We start from the raw sequence: 15,942 nt of genomic DNA on the forward strand, positions 1-15,942 counted from the left end.
CAGCCGCAGTACTGTCCGGATGGTTCGGTGAAACCTGCGAGCGGGGTGTGTCCGTCGGTGCAGCCGCAGTATTGCCCGGATGGTTCGGTGAAACCTGCGAGTGGGGTGTGTCCGTCGGTGCAGCCGCAGTATTGCCCGGATGGTTCGGTGAAACCCGCGAGCGGGGTGTGTCCGTCGGCGCAGCCGCAGTATTGCCCGGACGGCTCGGTGAAACCCGCGAGTGGAGTCTGTCCGTCCGCGCAGCCGCAGTACTGCCCGGACGGCTCGGTGAAACCCTCCAGCGGGGTGTGCCCCTCCGCGCAGCCGCAGTATTGCCCCGATGGTTCGGTCAAGCCCGCGAGCGGAACATGCGTCACGGCCGTCGTACCGCCTGGCACCACGCCGGGCGGGAATCAGCCGCAGCCGCAACCCAATCCGGTGCCGACCACGTCGATGCTGACGACCGCCGTGCCGCCGCCGACCACCACCGAGGCGGTTCCACCGAGTTCGGAAGCCAAGCCGCCCGCCTCGACCACTCCCGTTCCCGCGCAGACCTCCGGGCTCTCCCTGGAGCCGCCCGCGGTGGCGCCCGGGGCGCCGGTGCAGGCCAGCGGCACCGGCTGTGATCCCGGTGCCAATGTGAAGCTGTCGATCGGCGGGACCACCGCCGCCGACACCACGGCCCGGGCCGATGGCGGCTTCGCGGCCACCCTCGCCACCGGCGGCACCGAGGTCGGCCAGCACGAGGTGACCGCCGAGTGCGGGCGAAAGCTGGCCGCGCCCTTGGACATCGTGCTGGTCAGCCAGGTCGGCGGCGGCGCGGCGACGATGACGGTGCTGCTGTTCTTCCTGCTCGTAGGCGGGTGGTTCTACGGCCACCGCCTGATTTCCCATCTCCCGGCACGGAGGCCCCGATGACCAGTCGCACACCCGCGCCGAACCAGGTGCAGACGCCCAGCTTGCCGGAAATCCGGTGCGCAAGTGACCGATGCGTCCGGTGGGAACTCGATACCGGATGGGACGACGGCCGGCCGGCCGCCGAGCGACCCGCCGAACCTGTTGGCGCCGAGAGGGAATCGCGGCACGTCGCTCGTGCCCGCAGCCACCGGTCGATCGGCGGGACCGTGCTCGGCGCCCTGCTCATGGTCGCCCTCGTGGTCGTGGCGGTCGTCTTCGTGGCCGGACCCGCCCGCGCCGCCACCGGGGTGAGCGCGACCGCGACCCTCGACGGCCGGGCCATTGCCGGTGCCGATGCCGGCAATCCGGTGCGCCTGGATCCGAAGCGGGTCGCGCAGGTCGTCGTCGAGGTGACCAATGGGACCGCGAATCCGGTGTCGGTCCGCCGGGTCGATCTCGCCGGGCACGTGCTCGGCCTGAACTTCTATTCGTACTCCACGACGGTCGAATTGACGGTCGCGGCGGGCAAGACCGAGAAGCTCACCTACCGTTTGGATCCGGCCGGGCTGGACGGGCAGGCGACCGGGCTCATCGGCTCCGACCTCACGCTCATCGGCGCGGACGGCAAGCCGCTCACCGCGGTGCACACCGTCGTCGATGTGCGGGGTTCGCTCGCGTCGGTGTACGGGCTGTTCGGCATCATCATCGCGGTCCTGACCGCCCTGGCCGTTGTCGACGCGGCCCTGACCGTTGCGCGCCACCGCCTCTCGGCCAATCGCTGGCAGCGCGGCCTCCGCCTGCTCGCGCCCGGCCTCGGCATCGGCTTGATGATCGGGTTCACCGGTTCGGTGGCGCGCTGGTGGGTGCCCGGCACCGCCCTGTGGCTCGCCCTGGCGGGTGCCACCGCTGCCCTCTTCTTCGCGGCCGGTTACCTCTCGCCGACCCCGCGGCAGTCCGACGATCTCGGCCTCGACCCCGAAGATCTCGCCGCCGCGAAGGAACTCGATGCCAATGCCGGCGTGGAAGGTCCCAATCCGCCCTATGGCGGCACCTTCCGCGACCTCGGTGCGGTGGGAATCCGGGGCGGCACCTACCCGGACCTGGACGTGCGTGCTCAATCAGACTCTGGCGCAACGGAGTTCGTACCGTATCACCCGACCGGCGGATCAGGTTCGGAAGAGGCCGTAACGCAGGCAGTCCAGGCGGTGGATCCGGGGGACGAGCCGACACTGCGCAGCGGGCCCGGCGGACCGGGCTTCCGGCCGGAGGGAGCGGGCCGATGAGCGTGGGGAATACCGGCACCGCCGAGCTGGCCCGGGTGCGGGCGGCGCTGCCGGGATACGAGGTCGGCGGGCAGATCGGGCGCGGCGGCTGCGGGGTGGTGCTGGCCGGCATGCACCGCGGCTTGCACCGGCGGGTCGCGATCAAGCAGATTCCGCCGCAGTTCGCCGACGATATGCAGGTGCGGCGGCGGTTCGTCGACGAGGCGCGGATGATGGCGGCGCTCGACCACCCGCACGTGGTGCCGGTCTACGACTACATCGAGCACGACGACCTGTGCCTGCTGGTGCTGGAGTACCTGCCCGGCGGCACCGTCGAGAACCGTTTCATCACAGCGGGATTCGAGGCGACCGCGGCGGTGGCGGTGGCGTTGTCGTGCGCGGCCGGGCTCGACGCCGCGCATCGCAGCGGCATCCTGCACCGGGATGTGAAGCCGTCCAACCTCATGTTCGCGGCCAATGGCGCGCTCAAGCTCACCGATTTCGGGATCGCCAAGATCGTCGGCGGCGCGGACACACTGGTGACGCGGGCGGGCGAGATCATCGGCACGCCCTCCTACATTGCGCCGGAACAGGTACGGGGCCAGGGGCTTTCACCCGCTACCGACGTCTACGCCCTGGCCACCATGCTCTACCAGCTGCTCTCCGGCGTACTGCCCTTCCCGCCCGGACCCGACGCCCTGTCCCTGCTGTTCGCCCACGCCTACGGTGACCCGATCCCCCTGACCGAGGTGGCCCCGTTCGTCCCTCAGCCCATCGCCGAGGCGGTCATGCGCGGCCTGGCCTCCGACCCCGCCGACCGCTACGACACCGCCGAAACCTTCGGCGTCGCCATCGCCGAGCCCGCCGCGCACTTCTGGGGCGCGAATTGGCTCACCCCCGTGGGCATCCCGGTCATCGGCGCGGACACCATCGTGGCCGCCGCCACCGGCAGCGCCCGCAACCCGCGCATCCCCGGCCCCTTCACTCCACAGACCCCACCCCCGAGACCCGGCTCCCACGATCTCTACACCCCGCCGCCCGGTGCGATGCCCCCAGCGCCCGGCGCGGTGACCCACGACCGCGGCTCCGGGCCGATAACACCTCCGCCACAACCGATTCGCCCGCACATCCCGCCGGACGCACCCATCGCCGAGTCGAAGTCCCGGGAACAGCGTCGCCGCACCTCCGGCGGGGCCGCCACACCGCACGGATCGCCCTCGAGCCCGAGCGCAGGGCAGGGTAGCGCTGCGCCGCCACCCGCCGACCCTCGCTCGGAACCGACACGGCGAGCCGACCGAGGCGGGCCGGCAGCCGCCTGGCGCGGCGGGCCCGCTGCGCCCCAGCGACGGGGTGAAGCCGGAATGCCCGCTGGACATGGGTTCGGCAGTGGCCCAGCGGGATTCGGGTATGGAAGCGGTCCGCGACCGGGCGGAGAGTTCGGGCCCGGGGCTTCCGCACCGTTGGAGCGGATACGGCCGCGTGAGCCGATTCAGCGTGGCGGGGTGCGGCTGGCGGAGGTGGACCGGGCGGAGCTGTTGCCGGTGCAGCGGGTGGTCACGCTGCCGTCGCCTCGGGTGCCGTTGCTGGTGGCGGCGTTGTTGGTGGCGGTGACGGGGGTGGTTGCGGTGCTCGGGGTGGGCGCCCCGGAGCGGAATGTGCCGCCTGCGGGAATGATTCGGATCGACGGGGTGGATCCCGCCTCGGGGACTGTGGATCTCGATCTGTCCAAGCCGGTGCCGATCACTGTCAACGGGGTGGACGCGGATGAGGCGAGGCTGTCGGTGGATGTGCTGGGTGTGCGGGCCGGGGGACAGGGTGCCGCTTTGCCGGGTGGGTCGGGGGAGTTGTCCGCGCCGGTGAACCAGTACGTGCTAGCGGGTCGGCTGACCGGTGAATTGTCGCTGTCCCGTGCGGGTTCCGAGACGGCCACCTATCGGTTCGGGGTGCGGACACGGCAGCGGGCCACGACCACCGCGACGGCCGTCGGACTCCTGCTGCTCCTGCTGTTCGCCGCCGCATACGCCGAATCGAACGCCCGCACGTTGCGGCGCGGCAGTGCCCGCTTCGGCGCGACCGTCGGGCTGGCCATCAGCACGGGACTGCTCGGGATCGCGGCGGCCGGGGCGGCGTGGGTGCTGCTCGGCCGCGAACCCACCCTGCCCGGCGTGATCGTGTGCGCCGCAGGCGGTGTCGCGGCCGGACTGGCCCTGGCTGTCGGCTGCCGCCGGGTCGGCAAGCGGTACCGCTATCTGCGGGTGCAACTGCTCCGGGAGCGCGCCTGACCTCGAGGCAGCGCGGCGGTAATGGTGAACCGGGATTCCGGCGATATATGCACGAGCGCAGCGAGATCGACGACTGCGCCGGGAAGGGGCGGGAACATGGCGGGGCGTCCGGTCATCGAGATCCGGGAATGGGGACGGCCCGCGCGGCGGCGGCTGCTGGACGGGCCCATCGTCTTCGGGCGCGATGGTGGTCACGAGGTGCTGGCCGACGGCGGGGTCTCGCGTCAGCACCTGCGGCTGGTGCCCACCCCGACGGCCCTGTCCGTGGTCGACCTGGGCAGCCGCAACGGCACCACCGTCAATGGCGTGGCCCTGACCGGCCGGCGGGAACTCGTCACCGGTGACGTGGTGCGCCTGGGCCGCAGCGAGATCCTGGTGCTGCACGCCCCGACCGGCGAACCGGATGAGCCCGTCCCCGCCGAGACCGTGCTCGGGCCGTCGGGCGCGATACCCCGCCCGCCCGGCGGCGAGCCGACACCCGCACGCTGGGTGGCCCTCGCCAACCGGACCCTCGGCCTCGACCCGACCGGTGAGCGAAACCTGTTCCCCGCCTTCACCGAACTGCCGAGCCGGATACCGCTGCCGGTCTGGCAGGCGGCGCGCCTCCTGAGCATCACCGCCTACCTGGCGCTCATCGTCACGCTGTTCGTGCGGCCCGCGGGCGGGCTGTTCGTCTTCTTCAGGATCGTCGTGCCGCTGCTGCCCGGACTGTTCCTCATCGCACCGGGCCTGTGGCGCAACACCTGTCCGCTGGCCGCCACCAATCAGCTGCCGCGGCTGTTCCGCTTCACCCGCGCGCTCACGCCGCCGGCCTGGCTGCAGCAGCGCGGCTATCTGATCGCGGTCGCCCTGTTCTTCGGCATCGCCGGATCGCGCCTCGCGGGCCTGGACCGCAGCGGCGTCGCCACGGGTGTCGTGCTGTCCGCGGTCCTGCTGGCAGCGTTCACCGGCGGTGTCGTGTTCAAGGGCAAGAGCGGCTGGTGCAGCAGCATCTGCCCGCTGTTCCCGCTGCAGCGCGCCTACGGGCAGACGCCGTTCGTCACCATCGCCAACAATCACTGCCGCCCGTGCGTGGGCTGCGCCAAGAACTGCTTCGACTTCAAGCCGCGCGCCGCCTACCAGGCCGATATGGCCGATCCGGACCGCGGCTGGAGCGCGCCGCGCAAGCTGTTCGCCGCCGCGCTGCCCGGATTCGTGCTCAGGTTCATAGTGCTGGCCGGATATCCGGGAGTGCCGGTGCCGCAACGGTATCTGACGCTGGGCCTGGTTCTGCTGGTCGCGGTGGGTGGCTACTTCGCCGTCGAGGCGCTGACCGGGGTGAGCCCGGCCATGCTGTCGGCGGTGTACGCGGTGGTGGCCCTCAACGGCTTCTATTGGTTCGCGGGACCGGTGCTGCTCGGCTCGTTCACCACCATCACCGGTGTCGGCGGCGTGGCCTGGTTACGCTGGCCGATCAGTTTTTTCGTCCTGGCCGCGACCCTGCTGTTCCTGGCCCGCACCCGGGTCAGCGAACTCCAGTACGCGCTCAGCACCGGCGCTCGCATCGAACCCGTCCTGTTGCCCTTCCCGCGGCCGCGCACCGACGACAATGCCACTGCCCCAGCGGCTTCGGTGGACTTCGACGGCCGGACCGTGGCCGCCGAACTCGGCGTGAGCCTGCTCGATCTCGCCGAGCAGGCGAACCTCCCCCTGGAGTCGGGCTGCCGCATGGGCGTCTGCGGCGCCGACCCGGTCGCGATCCTCGAGGGTGGCGAGCAGCTGTGCGACCCGACCGCCGATGAGCGGAACACACTGCGGCGGTTGGGGTTCGCCGACAATACCCGGATGGCCTGCTGCGCCCGCGTGAACGGCAGCGGCGTCCGGGTCTCGCTCACCCCCGAACCCGGGCACGGCACCGGCGACCGCCCCGCCCACTTCGATCGCTCCCTGATGAGCCTGGTCGTCATCGGCACCGGCATCGCGGGCATCACCGCCGCCGACTTCCTGCGCCGCGGCCACCCCGACTGCGAAATCCACCTGGTCGGCCGGGAATCCCACGACTTCTACAACCGCATGGGCATCTCGCGCCTCATACCCGGCCGGTCCGCCATGCAGGGCCTGCACCTGCTGCCCGAACAGTGGTACGAGGACCACCGCATCACGCCGTGGCTCAATACCCTTGCCACCCACCTGGATCCGCGATCGCAGCGGGTCCACCTCGGCACCGGTGACGTCCTGCCCTACGACCGGCTCATCCTCGCGACGGGCGCGTCCGCCGCGCTGCCCGATATCGCCGGACTGCACCGGCCCGGCAGCTTCGTGCTCCGCGAGGCGGGGGACGCCATGACCATTCGCGCCTACGCCCAGCAGCGGTCCTGCGTTCGGGCCGTGGTCGCCGGCGGCGGTCTGCTCGGTCTCGAGGCCGCATATGCCCTGCACCAGTTGGGATTACGTGTCACCGTGCTGGAACGAGGGCCGCGGCTACTCGGCAAGCAGCTCGATCCGCGGGCGTCGGCCATCGTGCTGGACCACTTCACCCGGGCCGGGATCGAGGTCCGGCACCGGGCCGAGACCGCCGCGCTGACCGCCGATTCCAGGGCGGTCGCACCCGGCACTCCGCGCGGGCCCGGCCGGGACTCCGATCCGGTCCGGTCCGTAGTCCTGAAGGACGGGACGGTCCTGCCGTGCGAGGTATTCCTCACCGCCACCGGTATCCGCCCCAATACCGACCTGGCCGCGCGCGCCGGAATCGCGGTCCGGCGGGGCATTCTCGTGGACGACCGCATGCGCACCGCCGTGCCGCACGTGTACGCGGCCGGAGACGTGGCCGAACATCGCGACCGCGTGCTCGGCCTGTGGCCCATCGCCGCCGAACAGGCGCAGGCCGCGGCGGTGAACGCGCTCGGCGGCGATCAGGTGCTGACCGCGGAGACGCCCGCCACCATCCTCAAGGGAGTCGGCCTGGAGCTGTTCAGCATCGGGCAGGTCGAGCCGGGCCAGCGCGACGAGGTGATCGTGGTGGACGAATCACCCGTGCGGTCCTATCGGCGGCTGGTCATTTCCGGCGACCGCGCGGTCGGGGCGATCGTGCTCGGCCATCACCCCACCGATGTGGCCGCCGCGCAGCAGGCCGTCCGCACCCGGAAAGCGATACCGGGGGCGGCCCGGAATGCCCTGCAGCGCGGGGATTGGTCCGCACTGCAGTAAGCGCGGGATGTCCTGCGCCAGTAGCCACCTGGTCGGCGCTGTGACCTACGGGGCCGCCTGCGCCGTGCGATAGGTGAGAACCCGCTCGCCGATGCGCAGGCTCCACCCGGCCTTCAACTCCGTCGGCCGCTGCCCCACCCGAACCCAGTCCGCCGCACCGGGAGCCGCCACGAAGGTCCCGCCCGGCGTCCCCGCATCCCGCACGTACACCAAGCCGTTTTCGACGAACACCCGCGCGTGCACCCGCGACACGTGCCGATCCCGCGCGATCACGATGGGCGAGGCCACCGCCCGCCGCACCGCCTCGTCGATCATCGGATCCCGTCCGATCACATACGGCCGATCCAGCGGATACACCGCGCCCTCGGTACTGGTGAGCGCCCCGCCCGCCGCGGCCATGGCCGAGGTCGCGGGCGGCTGCGGCCCGGCGGTGGCGCGGGCTCCGGGCTCGCCGATGTCTTCGGCGCCCGGGCTGTACGCCGCCGTCGGCGGTTGATCCTCCGGGGCGGGGCGATCCTTTCGCCTGGCCGGAGGGCCGGAATCGGGTCCGGAGTCGGCCTGCGCCTCGATCCGCACCCGCTTGTCGAGCGCCGGCCCAGGCTGGTCCGAACCGGAGTCACCCGCGAGCCGTGAGCCCGGAGCCGGAGTCGTAGCGGCATTGCGGGGATTCACGGGTTCGAGCGCGGGCTCCGGAGGTTTCAGGGAAACCTGTTGTCCGGCAGCGGGTTCCGCGCCCCGTGCCGGGATGGGTACCGAGAAGCGCGGGTGGGAAGGCGTCGGGGTCGGGGCCCGGCGGGTGAGGTCGGCGACCGGCGGTGACTCCGGCGGGGTCTCGCCGGCGCGCGGGGCCGTCAGTCCCGAGACCGGGGCGTGCAGGACGAAACCGCCGCCCGCCACGACTCCGGCACGCAGATCGGTGTGCGGCAGTTCGCTGCCCGCGTCGTCGGCGACCACGGTGAGCCGCCGGATCGGATCGCGCACGATTTCGTCGGCCCAGGTCAGGGCGCGTTCCCCGGACAGCAGGCGGGCGCCCTCGGGCCCGTCGACCGCGGCGGTCACCGCGCCGCGCAGCAGGATCAGGATCCCGCCCGCCGTCGGCGCGACCACCCCGAAGGCCGGCGGCTGCGCGGAACCGCTGGTGAACACGGTCGCCGCCAGCCGCTGGGCGATCGCCACACCGGGATCCGCGGCGCTCGCCGCGGTCTCCGCCGCGCCGATAATCCGTTCCATGGACGGACTTTCACCGTGCAGGAACATGACCACATTCCCGAACCGGGCGACCAGTCCTGCCCCCGGTATCAACCCGACCGTCGTCGGAATCCGACCCATCCGCGCCTCCCTCTCCCGGCGCCACAACATCGCAGCCAAGCATAGGACCGTTCCGCGGCCCGGGCATACGGCCGATCCGACGGGACGCCCGGCGACACGCGTTCACCCGGTTTGCGGGAATGCCGCCCCTGGCCGGGATCCGGGCGCGAGGATCGAGGCATCGTGCCGGTGCATCCGGCTCCGGCGTCACCGATGAGGACCGAACCATGAGGGGCACGATCATCAGGACCACCACCGCCGCCGCGATCGGCTGCGCCACGCTCGCGACCGTCGCCGGACTGGCCGCGCCCGCCGGCGCGACCGCGACCCGGGTCGGCATCGACCCGGGCATCAGCTTCGGCTCGGCCACCAACTACGGCACCGGCTGCAGCTACGACATCGACGGCATCGTCGACGACCCGGTCACCCCGGTCGTCTTCTACGACAACGGGATTCCCTTCGCCTACGCGACTCCCTCCGGCTCGCTGGCTCAGACCCGGTGGACGCCCGTCACCGCCGGACCGCACCGCCTGCAGGTCTGGCAGCGCCGCCCCGGCGGGCAGGACGTGTTCCCGTACGTCGACATCCAGGTCGGTAACGGCCTGCCGACCGGCTCCGGCTGCGGCGTCGCCAACTAGGCGCCGTCCGATGCCGTCGACCAGCCGCTGTGCGGTGTGGTGAACCGACCGCCCTCGGTGCGGTGGACCGGCCGCGGTCCGGCGTGGTCGACCAGTCGATGCCCGGTGTCGCTGATCAGCCGCTACTCGAAGGCCGCCTTTGCGGCGGCCTCGGCAGCCTGCCGGTCCGCGGCGACGAGGCCGATGCGGGTCCGGCGGTCGAGCAGGTCGGCCGTGTCGAGAGCGCCCTCGTGGGCGACGGCGAAAGCGAATTCGGCGGCGGTGACATCCATGCCGGGCGCCACCTCCGCCGTCAGGCTCGGATGCCGGCCGGCCAGCGCGAGCACGGTGGTCGCCTCGCTGCCGTAGCGCTCGACCAGGCGCGTCGGGGCCTGGATGGCATCGCGGGCCGCGCCGGACACCGCGCCCACCAGGGGCAGGCTGCGGGTGCGGCACGGTGCGGCGGCCAGGTGCGCGTGCGCCACCGCGGCATCCACCGCGTCCTCGGCCATCTTCCGGTAGGTGGTGAGCTTGCCGCCCACCACGGTGATGACGCCGGTGGGGGAGGTGAGCACGGCGTGCTCGCGCGAGATGTCGGCGGTGCTGTCGTCGCCGGTGCGCAGCAGCGGCCGCAGGCCGGCGAAGCTGCCGCGAATATCGCTGCGGCGCAACGGCTCCCGCAGCACCGTGTTCACGGTGTCGAGCAGGAAGTCGATCTCGCCGTCGGTGGCGTGCGGGACGTCCGGCACCGGGCCGGGCGCCTCCTCGTCGGTGAGACCCAGATAGACCCGGTTGTGCGCGGCCGGGAACGCGAAGATGAAACGACTGGTGCTGCCCGGAATCGGCACGGTCAGCGAGGCGGTGAGACCGCCGAACGCGGCGGCGTCGAACACCAGGTGCGTGCCGCGCGAGGGCCGCAGTTCGATGCTCGGATCCACCTGATCGGCCCACACCCCGGTGGCGTTCACGACGGAACGCGCTGTCACGTCCAGCGTTTCGCCGGTGAGTGTGTCGGTCAGCGTGGCCTTCCCGCCGGTGACATTCATGGCCTCGACCCGGGTCAGTACCGTCGCGCCCTCCCGGGCGGCCGTGCGGGCGATGGCCACCACCAGCCGCGCATCGTCCACCAGCTGCCCGTCCCAGGCCAGCAGCCCGCCTCGCAGCCCGGCCCGGCGCACCGTCGGGGCCAGCCGCAGCGCCTCGGCCGCCGCCACCCGCCGCGACCGCGGCAGCACCGACGCCGACGTCCCCGCCGCCCGGCGCAGCACGTCCCCGGCCAGGAAGCCGGTCCGCACGAGTAGCTTCTGCGCCGCACCGATATTCGGCAGCAGCGGCACCACCTGCGGCAGCGCCCGGGTCAGATGCGGCGCGGTGCGGGTGAGCAGGATGTCGCGCTCGACCGCGCTCTCGTGCGCGATCCCGACCCCGCCGCTGGCCAGATACCGCAGCCCGCCGTGCACCAGCTTGGAACTCCAGCGGCTGGTGCCGAACGCGAAGTCGTGCTTCTCCACCAGTACCGTCCGCAACCCGCGCGCGGCGGCGTCCAGCGCCACACCCACGCCGGTGATGCCGCCACCGATCACCAGCACGTCGATGGTCGCGTCGTCACCGAGTGCCGACAGCTCTCGCCGCCGCCGCGCCGCGTTGAGCGACGAGTCGGGCCGAGCCGTATTCGAAGTCATGGGAAGGCCTTTCGATCAGTGCCGCTGTCGGTTGTCGAGCATGTGGAGCTACTGGGTCCCCGGTGAGGCGCCGGTGGGGGTCAGGTAGCCGTGCAGGGCGTAGGCGAGTTCGGTGTCGAGGTGGTCGCCGTCCAGAACCGGCGCGAAGGCGGTCGCCGACTGGACCGCGGACTGGGCCATCAGCAGCAGCATGGCGGCCAGCTGCCCGGGATCCCCGGCGCGAATCGAGTTGTCGGCCTGGCCTTCTCGGATGGCGTCGGCGAACAGGTCGATGAGGGCGCGCTGATTGCGGCCCAGCCGCTCGAACACGTAGGTCAGCATGATGTCGGTGTCGGCGCGGAAGATCTTGGCGAACAGGGGATTCCGGCGCATCACCGCGCCGCCGCCGACAATGGCCCCGACCAGCCGCTCGCGCGCGCTGCCCGTGCTGGGCGCGGTGTCGGAGATGATCTCGCGCAGTTCCCGCACCAGCAGGTCCGCCACCAGGGACCCGGTATCGGGCCAGCGGCGGTACACCGTCGGCCGGCTGACGCCCGCGCGACGGGCCACCTCGGTCAGGGTGGTGCGCCGGACGCCGAATTCGGCCACACAGGCGCGTGCCGCGTCGAGGATGGCCCGATCGACGGCGGAGGATGGTTCGGTCGAACTCATGGTTGCCACCACCGGAGAGTAGTTGTCGTTACTGCTTGACATTCTATGTCAGACTGTAACGCATGGTCGACACACAAGCAGCTGCCGCGTCCACGGAAAACCCGGGCGAGCCGCAGGTTCGCGCGAGTATGGTGTGGGACGCCTGGGGCTCCCCGTCCGGACACAAACCGCTGTCCGAGCAGATTCGGGGACTGCTCGCACAGGTTTTCGGGGTGTCCGGTGAGCCGGTGACCCGTCGCGATGAGGGCGACGTGCCGCTGCGCGCCTCGGCGCTCACGCCGGAACAGCACGCCGGGCTCGTCGCGGTGGTCGGAGCCGAGCACCTGTCGATCGACCATCGCGACCGCCTGCTGCACGCCGGCGGCAAATCCACGCCCGACCTGCTGCGCCGCCGCGCCGACGGCGAGCAGGACGCGCCCGATGCCGTCGTCTTCCCCGCCGATCACGACCAGGTTCTCGCGCTGCTGAAGTACTGCTCCGCCGAGGGCATCGCGGTCGTGCCCTTCGGTGGCGGCACCAGCGTGGTCGGCGGCCTGGATCCCGCGCGCGGCCGCTTCGCGGCCGTCGTCGCCCTCGATCTGCGCCGCCTCGACACCCTCACCGACGTCGATCCGGTCAGCGGCACCGCCACCCTGGGCGCGGGCCTGTCCGGTCCGCAGGCCGAGGAACTGCTTGCCCGCCAAGGCCTTTCGCTCGGCCACTTCCCGCAGAGCTTCGAATACGCCACCATCGGCGGCTTCGCGGCCACCCGCTCCTCGGGCCAGGCCTCGGCCGGCTACGGCCGCTTCGACGACATGATCCAGCGGCTCCGGATCGCCACGCCCGCAGGCGATCTCGACCTCGGTCGGGCGCCTGCCTCGGCCGCCGGACCCGACCTGCGCGAACTGTTCTCCGGTTCGGAGGGCACCCTCGGCATCATCACCGGCGTCACCCTGCGGGTGCACCCGGTCCCGGAAACCACCGGCTACCAGGCCTGGTCGTTCCCCGACTTCGCCACCGGCGCCAATGCGCTGCGCACCGTCATCCAGGCCGGCGCCGCCCCCACCGTCATGCGCCTGTCCGACGAGGCCGAGACCGGCCTGAACCTGGCCCGCGCCGGGGACATCGGCGGCGCGCCCGTCGGCGGCTGCCTCGCGGTCACCACCTTCGAGGGCACCGCCGCGCACGTGGCCGCCCGCAGTGCCGAGGCCGCCGCCCTGCTGGCCGCCGCCGGCGGCACCGCCCTCGGTGAAACCCCCGCCCGGGAATGGGAACACGGCCGCTTCGCCGCCCCCTACCTGCGCGATGCGCTGCTGGACGTGGGCGTGCTCTGCGAGACCCTCGAAACCGCCACCAGCTGGGCCGATCTCGCCAACCTCAAGGCGAAGGTGACCGCGGCGCTGACCGATTCGCTCACCGCCCAGGGCACCCCCGCGCTGGTCATGTGCCACATCTCGCACACCTACCCGACCGGCGCGTCGCTGTACTTCACCGTCGTCGGCAAGCAGGCCGCGGACCCGATCGCGCAGTGGGCCGTCGCCAAGCGGGCCGCGGGCGACGCCATCGTGGCCGCGGGCGGCACCATCACCCACCACCACGCGGTGGGCGCCGACCATCGGCCGTGGATGACCGACGAGATCGGCGATCTGGGTGTGCAGGTGCTGCGCGCGGTGAAGAATGCCGTCGACCCCGCCGGAATCCTCAACCCTGGGAAGCTGATTCCGTGACAACGATCCGCTCCATCGCCCTGGTGACCAATCCGCTGTCCGGTCACGGCAAGGGCGCGCTGGTCGCCGTGGAGGCGGCCAACCGCTTCGCCGCCCGCGGCGTCCAGGTCACCGAGATCCGCGGCGAATCGGCCGCCGAGAGCGAACGGCTGGTGCGCAAGGCGCTGGCCGACCCGGACGCCCGCCCCGACGCCGTGGTGGCGGCGGGCGGCGACGGACTGGTCGGCGTGGTGCTGCAGGCCCTGGTCGGCACCGGCGTCCCCCTCGGCCTGATCCCCGGCGGCACCGGCAACGACCTCGCCCGCGAACTCGGCGTCCCCGACGACACCGACGCCGCGGTGGCCACGGTCGTGGGCGGCCGGACCCGCGCCATCGATCTCGGCACCGTGGAAACCGAGGAGTCGGGCCGCGCCCTCTGGTTCGCCACCGTCACCGGCACCGGCCTCGACGCGCGAGTCACCCTGCGCGCCAACGCTCTCCGCTGGCCCAACGGCCCGATGCGCTACACCGTCGCCGCCCTGCTCGAACTCGCGGGCAAGCTGGCCGTGCCCTATCGCATCGAACTGACCGGCTCACCCGACCATCCGGACGGCACCGTCCTGGAACTGGACGCGGTCATGGTCGCCGTCGGCAATACCCGCACCTACGGCGGCGGCATGCTCATCTGCCCCGACGCGCTCATCGACGACGGCCTGCTGGACCTGACCGTGGTCGGGGCCATGTCCCGGCTGGAGATGCTGCGCCTGCTCCCGACCCTGTCCTCCGGCAAGCGCATCGACCATCCCGCCGCGGTCCAATACCAGGCCCGGGAGATCCGCCTGACCGCTCCCGGCGCGCCCGCCACCGCCGACGGCGACCCGGCCGGACTGCTCCCCGCGCACTTCCGCGCCGTTCGTGGCGCCCTGGACGTGCTGGTCCCCTGACCCCTGCCGTACCGCCCGACCGCGTCCGGTCGATCCGGCAAAAGCGGTGCGCCCCATGTCTTTCGGCGTGGGGCGCATTTGTCATATGGGGTCTGAGGAAGGTGGGTCGAAACTCTCACCAGACCTGGAACACGCCCAAACCCTTCGGGCTCAGCACCACATCCACCGAGCCGTCGGGATGGTCCGCGGCCTCACCGACGACCGCCGGCATATCCGCGAACACGGCATGGCCGTTCTGGATGAGAGTCGAATCGGGTTGCAGCCCCACGATCACGGCATTATGCGGCGCATACCGGTCGATCAGCGCCGGAATCGGGCTCTCGGCCAGGGCCTGCGTCTCATTGTGATTCAGCTCCACTCCCGCCGCACCGACCTGTGGAATCACGAACGGGGTTGCAGCGGAAGCGGTTCCGGCGGCGGCCAATCCGGCCAGACCGAGCCCCGCACAGGCGGCCGCGGCAAGAGCAAATGTTCGAACACGCATGATGACTCGCTTTCCAGCGGCGGGAGAGATGTCCTGCGGAGCTGTATCGATTACTGCGGTGAACGGTGGCGGCTGGATCCAGCCGGGTAGCCAGAACACATCACCGCAGGTAACCATGGCAAGGCTCGAGTGATTTATGCCACTCCGGCCGATAAAAGTGATTCAGCTCACATGTTCTGACCGGGCAAATGCGACAGGCGGTCGGAGCACCGACTAGGACGGGCGTGCGATGAGCAAGTGGCCAGAAATCGGCTTTCGCGGCAGGAACCGGTGATCGGCCCTCAGCCCGGCCCGCTCCAGCGCATCCTTCACCTCGGCGACCGGGCGGAGGGTGAATCCGTATGGGGCGAAAGGCATTTTCGCCATGGCGTCCGGGTCGCCGATGCCGATCACCAAGCGGCCCTTGGGGGCGAGCACACGCGCCAGCTCGGTGCAGGCGCGATCCAGCTCCGGCACGAAATAGATGGTGTTGCAGGTGATCACGGCATCCAGGGCGGCGTCCGGGACCGGGAGCTCGGTGAGGGAGCCCTCGGCCAGGCGCAGACGGTCGGACGAGACGTCGGCCGCGAACTCCGATCGGGCCCGCGCCAGCATGTCGGGGGAGAGCTCGACACCGGTCACCGTGCCGGACCCGATCCGGTCCAGGAGCAGGGTCAGCCCGATACCCCCGCCGAATCCGATATCGGCGGCCGCGTCACCGGCGGCCACCTCGGTCGCCGCCACCGCGGCCTCGATCATCGGCCGGTTGCCGCGATTGAGGAGGCGCGCCACGCCCTTGCCCAGCACTCCGTGCGGATTTCCCAGCTGCCCGGCGACCGTCGACATCACCCGCGAGACAATCGGATTCATGCTCGACAGGTTACCCGCCGGTCGCTTCGCCGGGACCTCGCAATGTGCTTGTCACGACGCGAAAACAATGCGGCGGACGCAACGTCGATGCAACGAAATCTGGTCTACCCTGGCCA

At 71.7% G+C, this 15,942-nt stretch carries 13 protein-coding genes; 7 read left to right on the forward strand and 6 right to left on the reverse strand.

Features of this window, described 5'->3' with window-relative positions; all coding sequences use genetic code 11:
- Positions 1-332, reverse strand: a 332-nt coding sequence (locus tag ABZV44_RS11525; protein WP_354834796.1) for a hypothetical protein, incomplete at its 3' end; no start/stop codon positions are given.
- A gap of 85 nt (positions 333-417) precedes the next feature.
- Between ABZV44_RS11525 and ABZV44_RS11530 the strand changes: the two genes are divergently transcribed.
- The 4 genes from ABZV44_RS11530 (at position 418) to ABZV44_RS11545 (ending at position 7,606) form a co-directional block, all read left to right on the forward strand.
- Positions 418-897 carry a hypothetical protein gene (locus ABZV44_RS11530; protein ID WP_354834799.1) on the forward strand — a complete coding sequence of 160 codons (480 nt, stop codon included), beginning with the start codon at positions 418-420 and terminating at the stop codon, positions 895-897.
- A complete protein-coding gene (locus ABZV44_RS11535) occupies positions 894-2,159 on the forward strand; it encodes a hypothetical protein (RefSeq protein WP_354834802.1) in 1,266 nt (421 codons plus the stop codon). The genes ABZV44_RS11530 and ABZV44_RS11535 overlap by 4 nt, the downstream gene beginning before the upstream one ends.
- On the forward strand, positions 2,156-4,420 hold the full coding sequence (locus ABZV44_RS11540) for a protein kinase (RefSeq protein ID WP_354834805.1): 2,265 nt from the start codon (positions 2,156-2,158) through the stop codon (positions 4,418-4,420). Before ABZV44_RS11535 ends, ABZV44_RS11540 begins: the two co-directional genes overlap by 4 nt.
- A 96-nt stretch (positions 4,421-4,516) precedes the next feature.
- Positions 4,517-7,606, forward strand: a complete 3,090-nt coding sequence (locus tag ABZV44_RS11545) for an FAD-dependent oxidoreductase (protein WP_354834808.1) — start codon at positions 4,517-4,519, stop codon at positions 7,604-7,606.
- Between the two features lie 45 nt (positions 7,607-7,651).
- On the opposite strand, the gene ABZV44_RS11550 is transcribed toward ABZV44_RS11545, so the two are convergent.
- Complete coding sequence (locus tag ABZV44_RS11550) at positions 7,652-8,935, reverse strand: FHA domain-containing protein (RefSeq protein ID WP_354834811.1); 1,284 nt, start codon at positions 8,933-8,935, stop codon at positions 7,652-7,654.
- A gap of 206 nt (positions 8,936-9,141) precedes the next feature.
- Here ABZV44_RS11550 and ABZV44_RS11555 point away from each other — a divergent pair, with 206 nt between their 5' ends.
- Positions 9,142-9,552, forward strand: a complete 411-nt coding sequence (locus ABZV44_RS11555) for a hypothetical protein (protein WP_354834814.1) — start codon at positions 9,142-9,144, stop codon at positions 9,550-9,552.
- 122 nt (positions 9,553-9,674) lie between these two features.
- Here the strand turns inward: ABZV44_RS11555 and ABZV44_RS11560 are convergent, their stop codons facing one another.
- Positions 9,675-11,213 (reverse strand): glycerol-3-phosphate dehydrogenase/oxidase, encoded by a 1,539-nt coding sequence (locus ABZV44_RS11560; protein WP_354834817.1) that lies wholly within the window; start codon positions 11,211-11,213, stop codon positions 9,675-9,677.
- A 48-nt stretch (positions 11,214-11,261) separates the two neighbouring features.
- Positions 11,262-11,864, reverse strand: a complete 603-nt coding sequence (locus ABZV44_RS11565; protein ID WP_354834820.1) for a TetR/AcrR family transcriptional regulator — start codon at positions 11,862-11,864, stop codon at positions 11,262-11,264.
- A 128-nt stretch (positions 11,865-11,992) separates the two neighbouring features.
- On the opposite strand from ABZV44_RS11565, the gene ABZV44_RS11570 reads away from it, so the two are divergent.
- Together ABZV44_RS11570 and ABZV44_RS11575 are read left to right on the forward strand one after the other, a co-directional pair.
- Positions 11,993-13,570, forward strand: a complete 1,578-nt coding sequence (locus ABZV44_RS11570) for an FAD-binding oxidoreductase (RefSeq protein ID WP_354835324.1) — start codon at positions 11,993-11,995, stop codon at positions 13,568-13,570.
- Complete coding sequence (locus ABZV44_RS11575; protein ID WP_354834823.1) at positions 13,567-14,493, forward strand: YegS/Rv2252/BmrU family lipid kinase; 927 nt, start codon at positions 13,567-13,569, stop codon at positions 14,491-14,493. The genes ABZV44_RS11570 and ABZV44_RS11575 overlap by 4 nt, the downstream gene beginning before the upstream one ends.
- Before the next feature lie 115 nt (positions 14,494-14,608).
- On the opposite strand, the gene ABZV44_RS11580 is transcribed toward ABZV44_RS11575, so the two are convergent.
- Both ABZV44_RS11580 and ABZV44_RS11585 read right to left on the reverse strand, forming a co-directional pair.
- Positions 14,609-14,977 carry a hypothetical protein gene (locus tag ABZV44_RS11580; protein WP_354834826.1) on the reverse strand — a complete coding sequence of 123 codons (369 nt, stop codon included), beginning with the start codon at positions 14,975-14,977 and terminating at the stop codon, positions 14,609-14,611.
- A 213-nt stretch (positions 14,978-15,190) separates the two neighbouring features.
- Positions 15,191-15,826: a class I SAM-dependent methyltransferase gene (locus ABZV44_RS11585; protein WP_354834828.1), complete on the reverse strand. Its 636-nt coding sequence runs from the start codon at positions 15,824-15,826 to the stop codon at positions 15,191-15,193.
- Positions 15,827-15,942: the final 116 nt, after the last annotated feature.

It is taken from the genome of Nocardia sp. NPDC004860, from assembly GCF_040609015.1.
In the GTDB taxonomy this organism is placed as follows: Bacteria; Actinomycetota; Actinomycetes; order Mycobacteriales; family Mycobacteriaceae; genus Nocardia.

What these genes read in the sequence shown, in the direction of transcription:
- ABZV44_RS11535 (WP_354834802.1), top strand. Translation starts at nt 894, where the DNA reads ATGACCAGTCGCACACCCGCGCCGAACCAGGTGCAGACGCCCAGCTTG.
- ABZV44_RS11585 (WP_354834828.1), bottom strand. Translation starts at nt 15,826, where the DNA reads ATGAATCCGATTGTCTCGCGGGTGATGTCGACGGTCGCCGGGCAGCTG.
- ABZV44_RS11560 (WP_354834817.1), bottom strand. Translation starts at nt 11,213, where the DNA reads ATGACTTCGAATACGGCTCGGCCCGACTCGTCGCTCAACGCGGCGCGG.
- ABZV44_RS11555 (WP_354834814.1), top strand. Translation starts at nt 9,142, where the DNA reads ATGAGGGGCACGATCATCAGGACCACCACCGCCGCCGCGATCGGCTGC.
- ABZV44_RS11550 (WP_354834811.1), bottom strand. Translation starts at nt 8,935, where the DNA reads ATGGGTCGGATTCCGACGACGGTCGGGTTGATACCGGGGGCAGGACTG.
- ABZV44_RS11570 (WP_354835324.1), top strand. Translation starts at nt 11,993, where the DNA reads ATGGTGTGGGACGCCTGGGGCTCCCCGTCCGGACACAAACCGCTGTCC.
- ABZV44_RS11565 (WP_354834820.1), bottom strand. Translation starts at nt 11,864, where the DNA reads ATGAGTTCGACCGAACCATCCTCCGCCGTCGATCGGGCCATCCTCGAC.
- ABZV44_RS11580 (WP_354834826.1), bottom strand. Translation starts at nt 14,977, where the DNA reads ATGCGTGTTCGAACATTTGCTCTTGCCGCGGCCGCCTGTGCGGGGCTC.
- ABZV44_RS11540 (WP_354834805.1), top strand. Translation starts at nt 2,156, where the DNA reads ATGAGCGTGGGGAATACCGGCACCGCCGAGCTGGCCCGGGTGCGGGCG.
- ABZV44_RS11545 (WP_354834808.1), top strand. Translation starts at nt 4,517, where the DNA reads ATGGCGGGGCGTCCGGTCATCGAGATCCGGGAATGGGGACGGCCCGCG.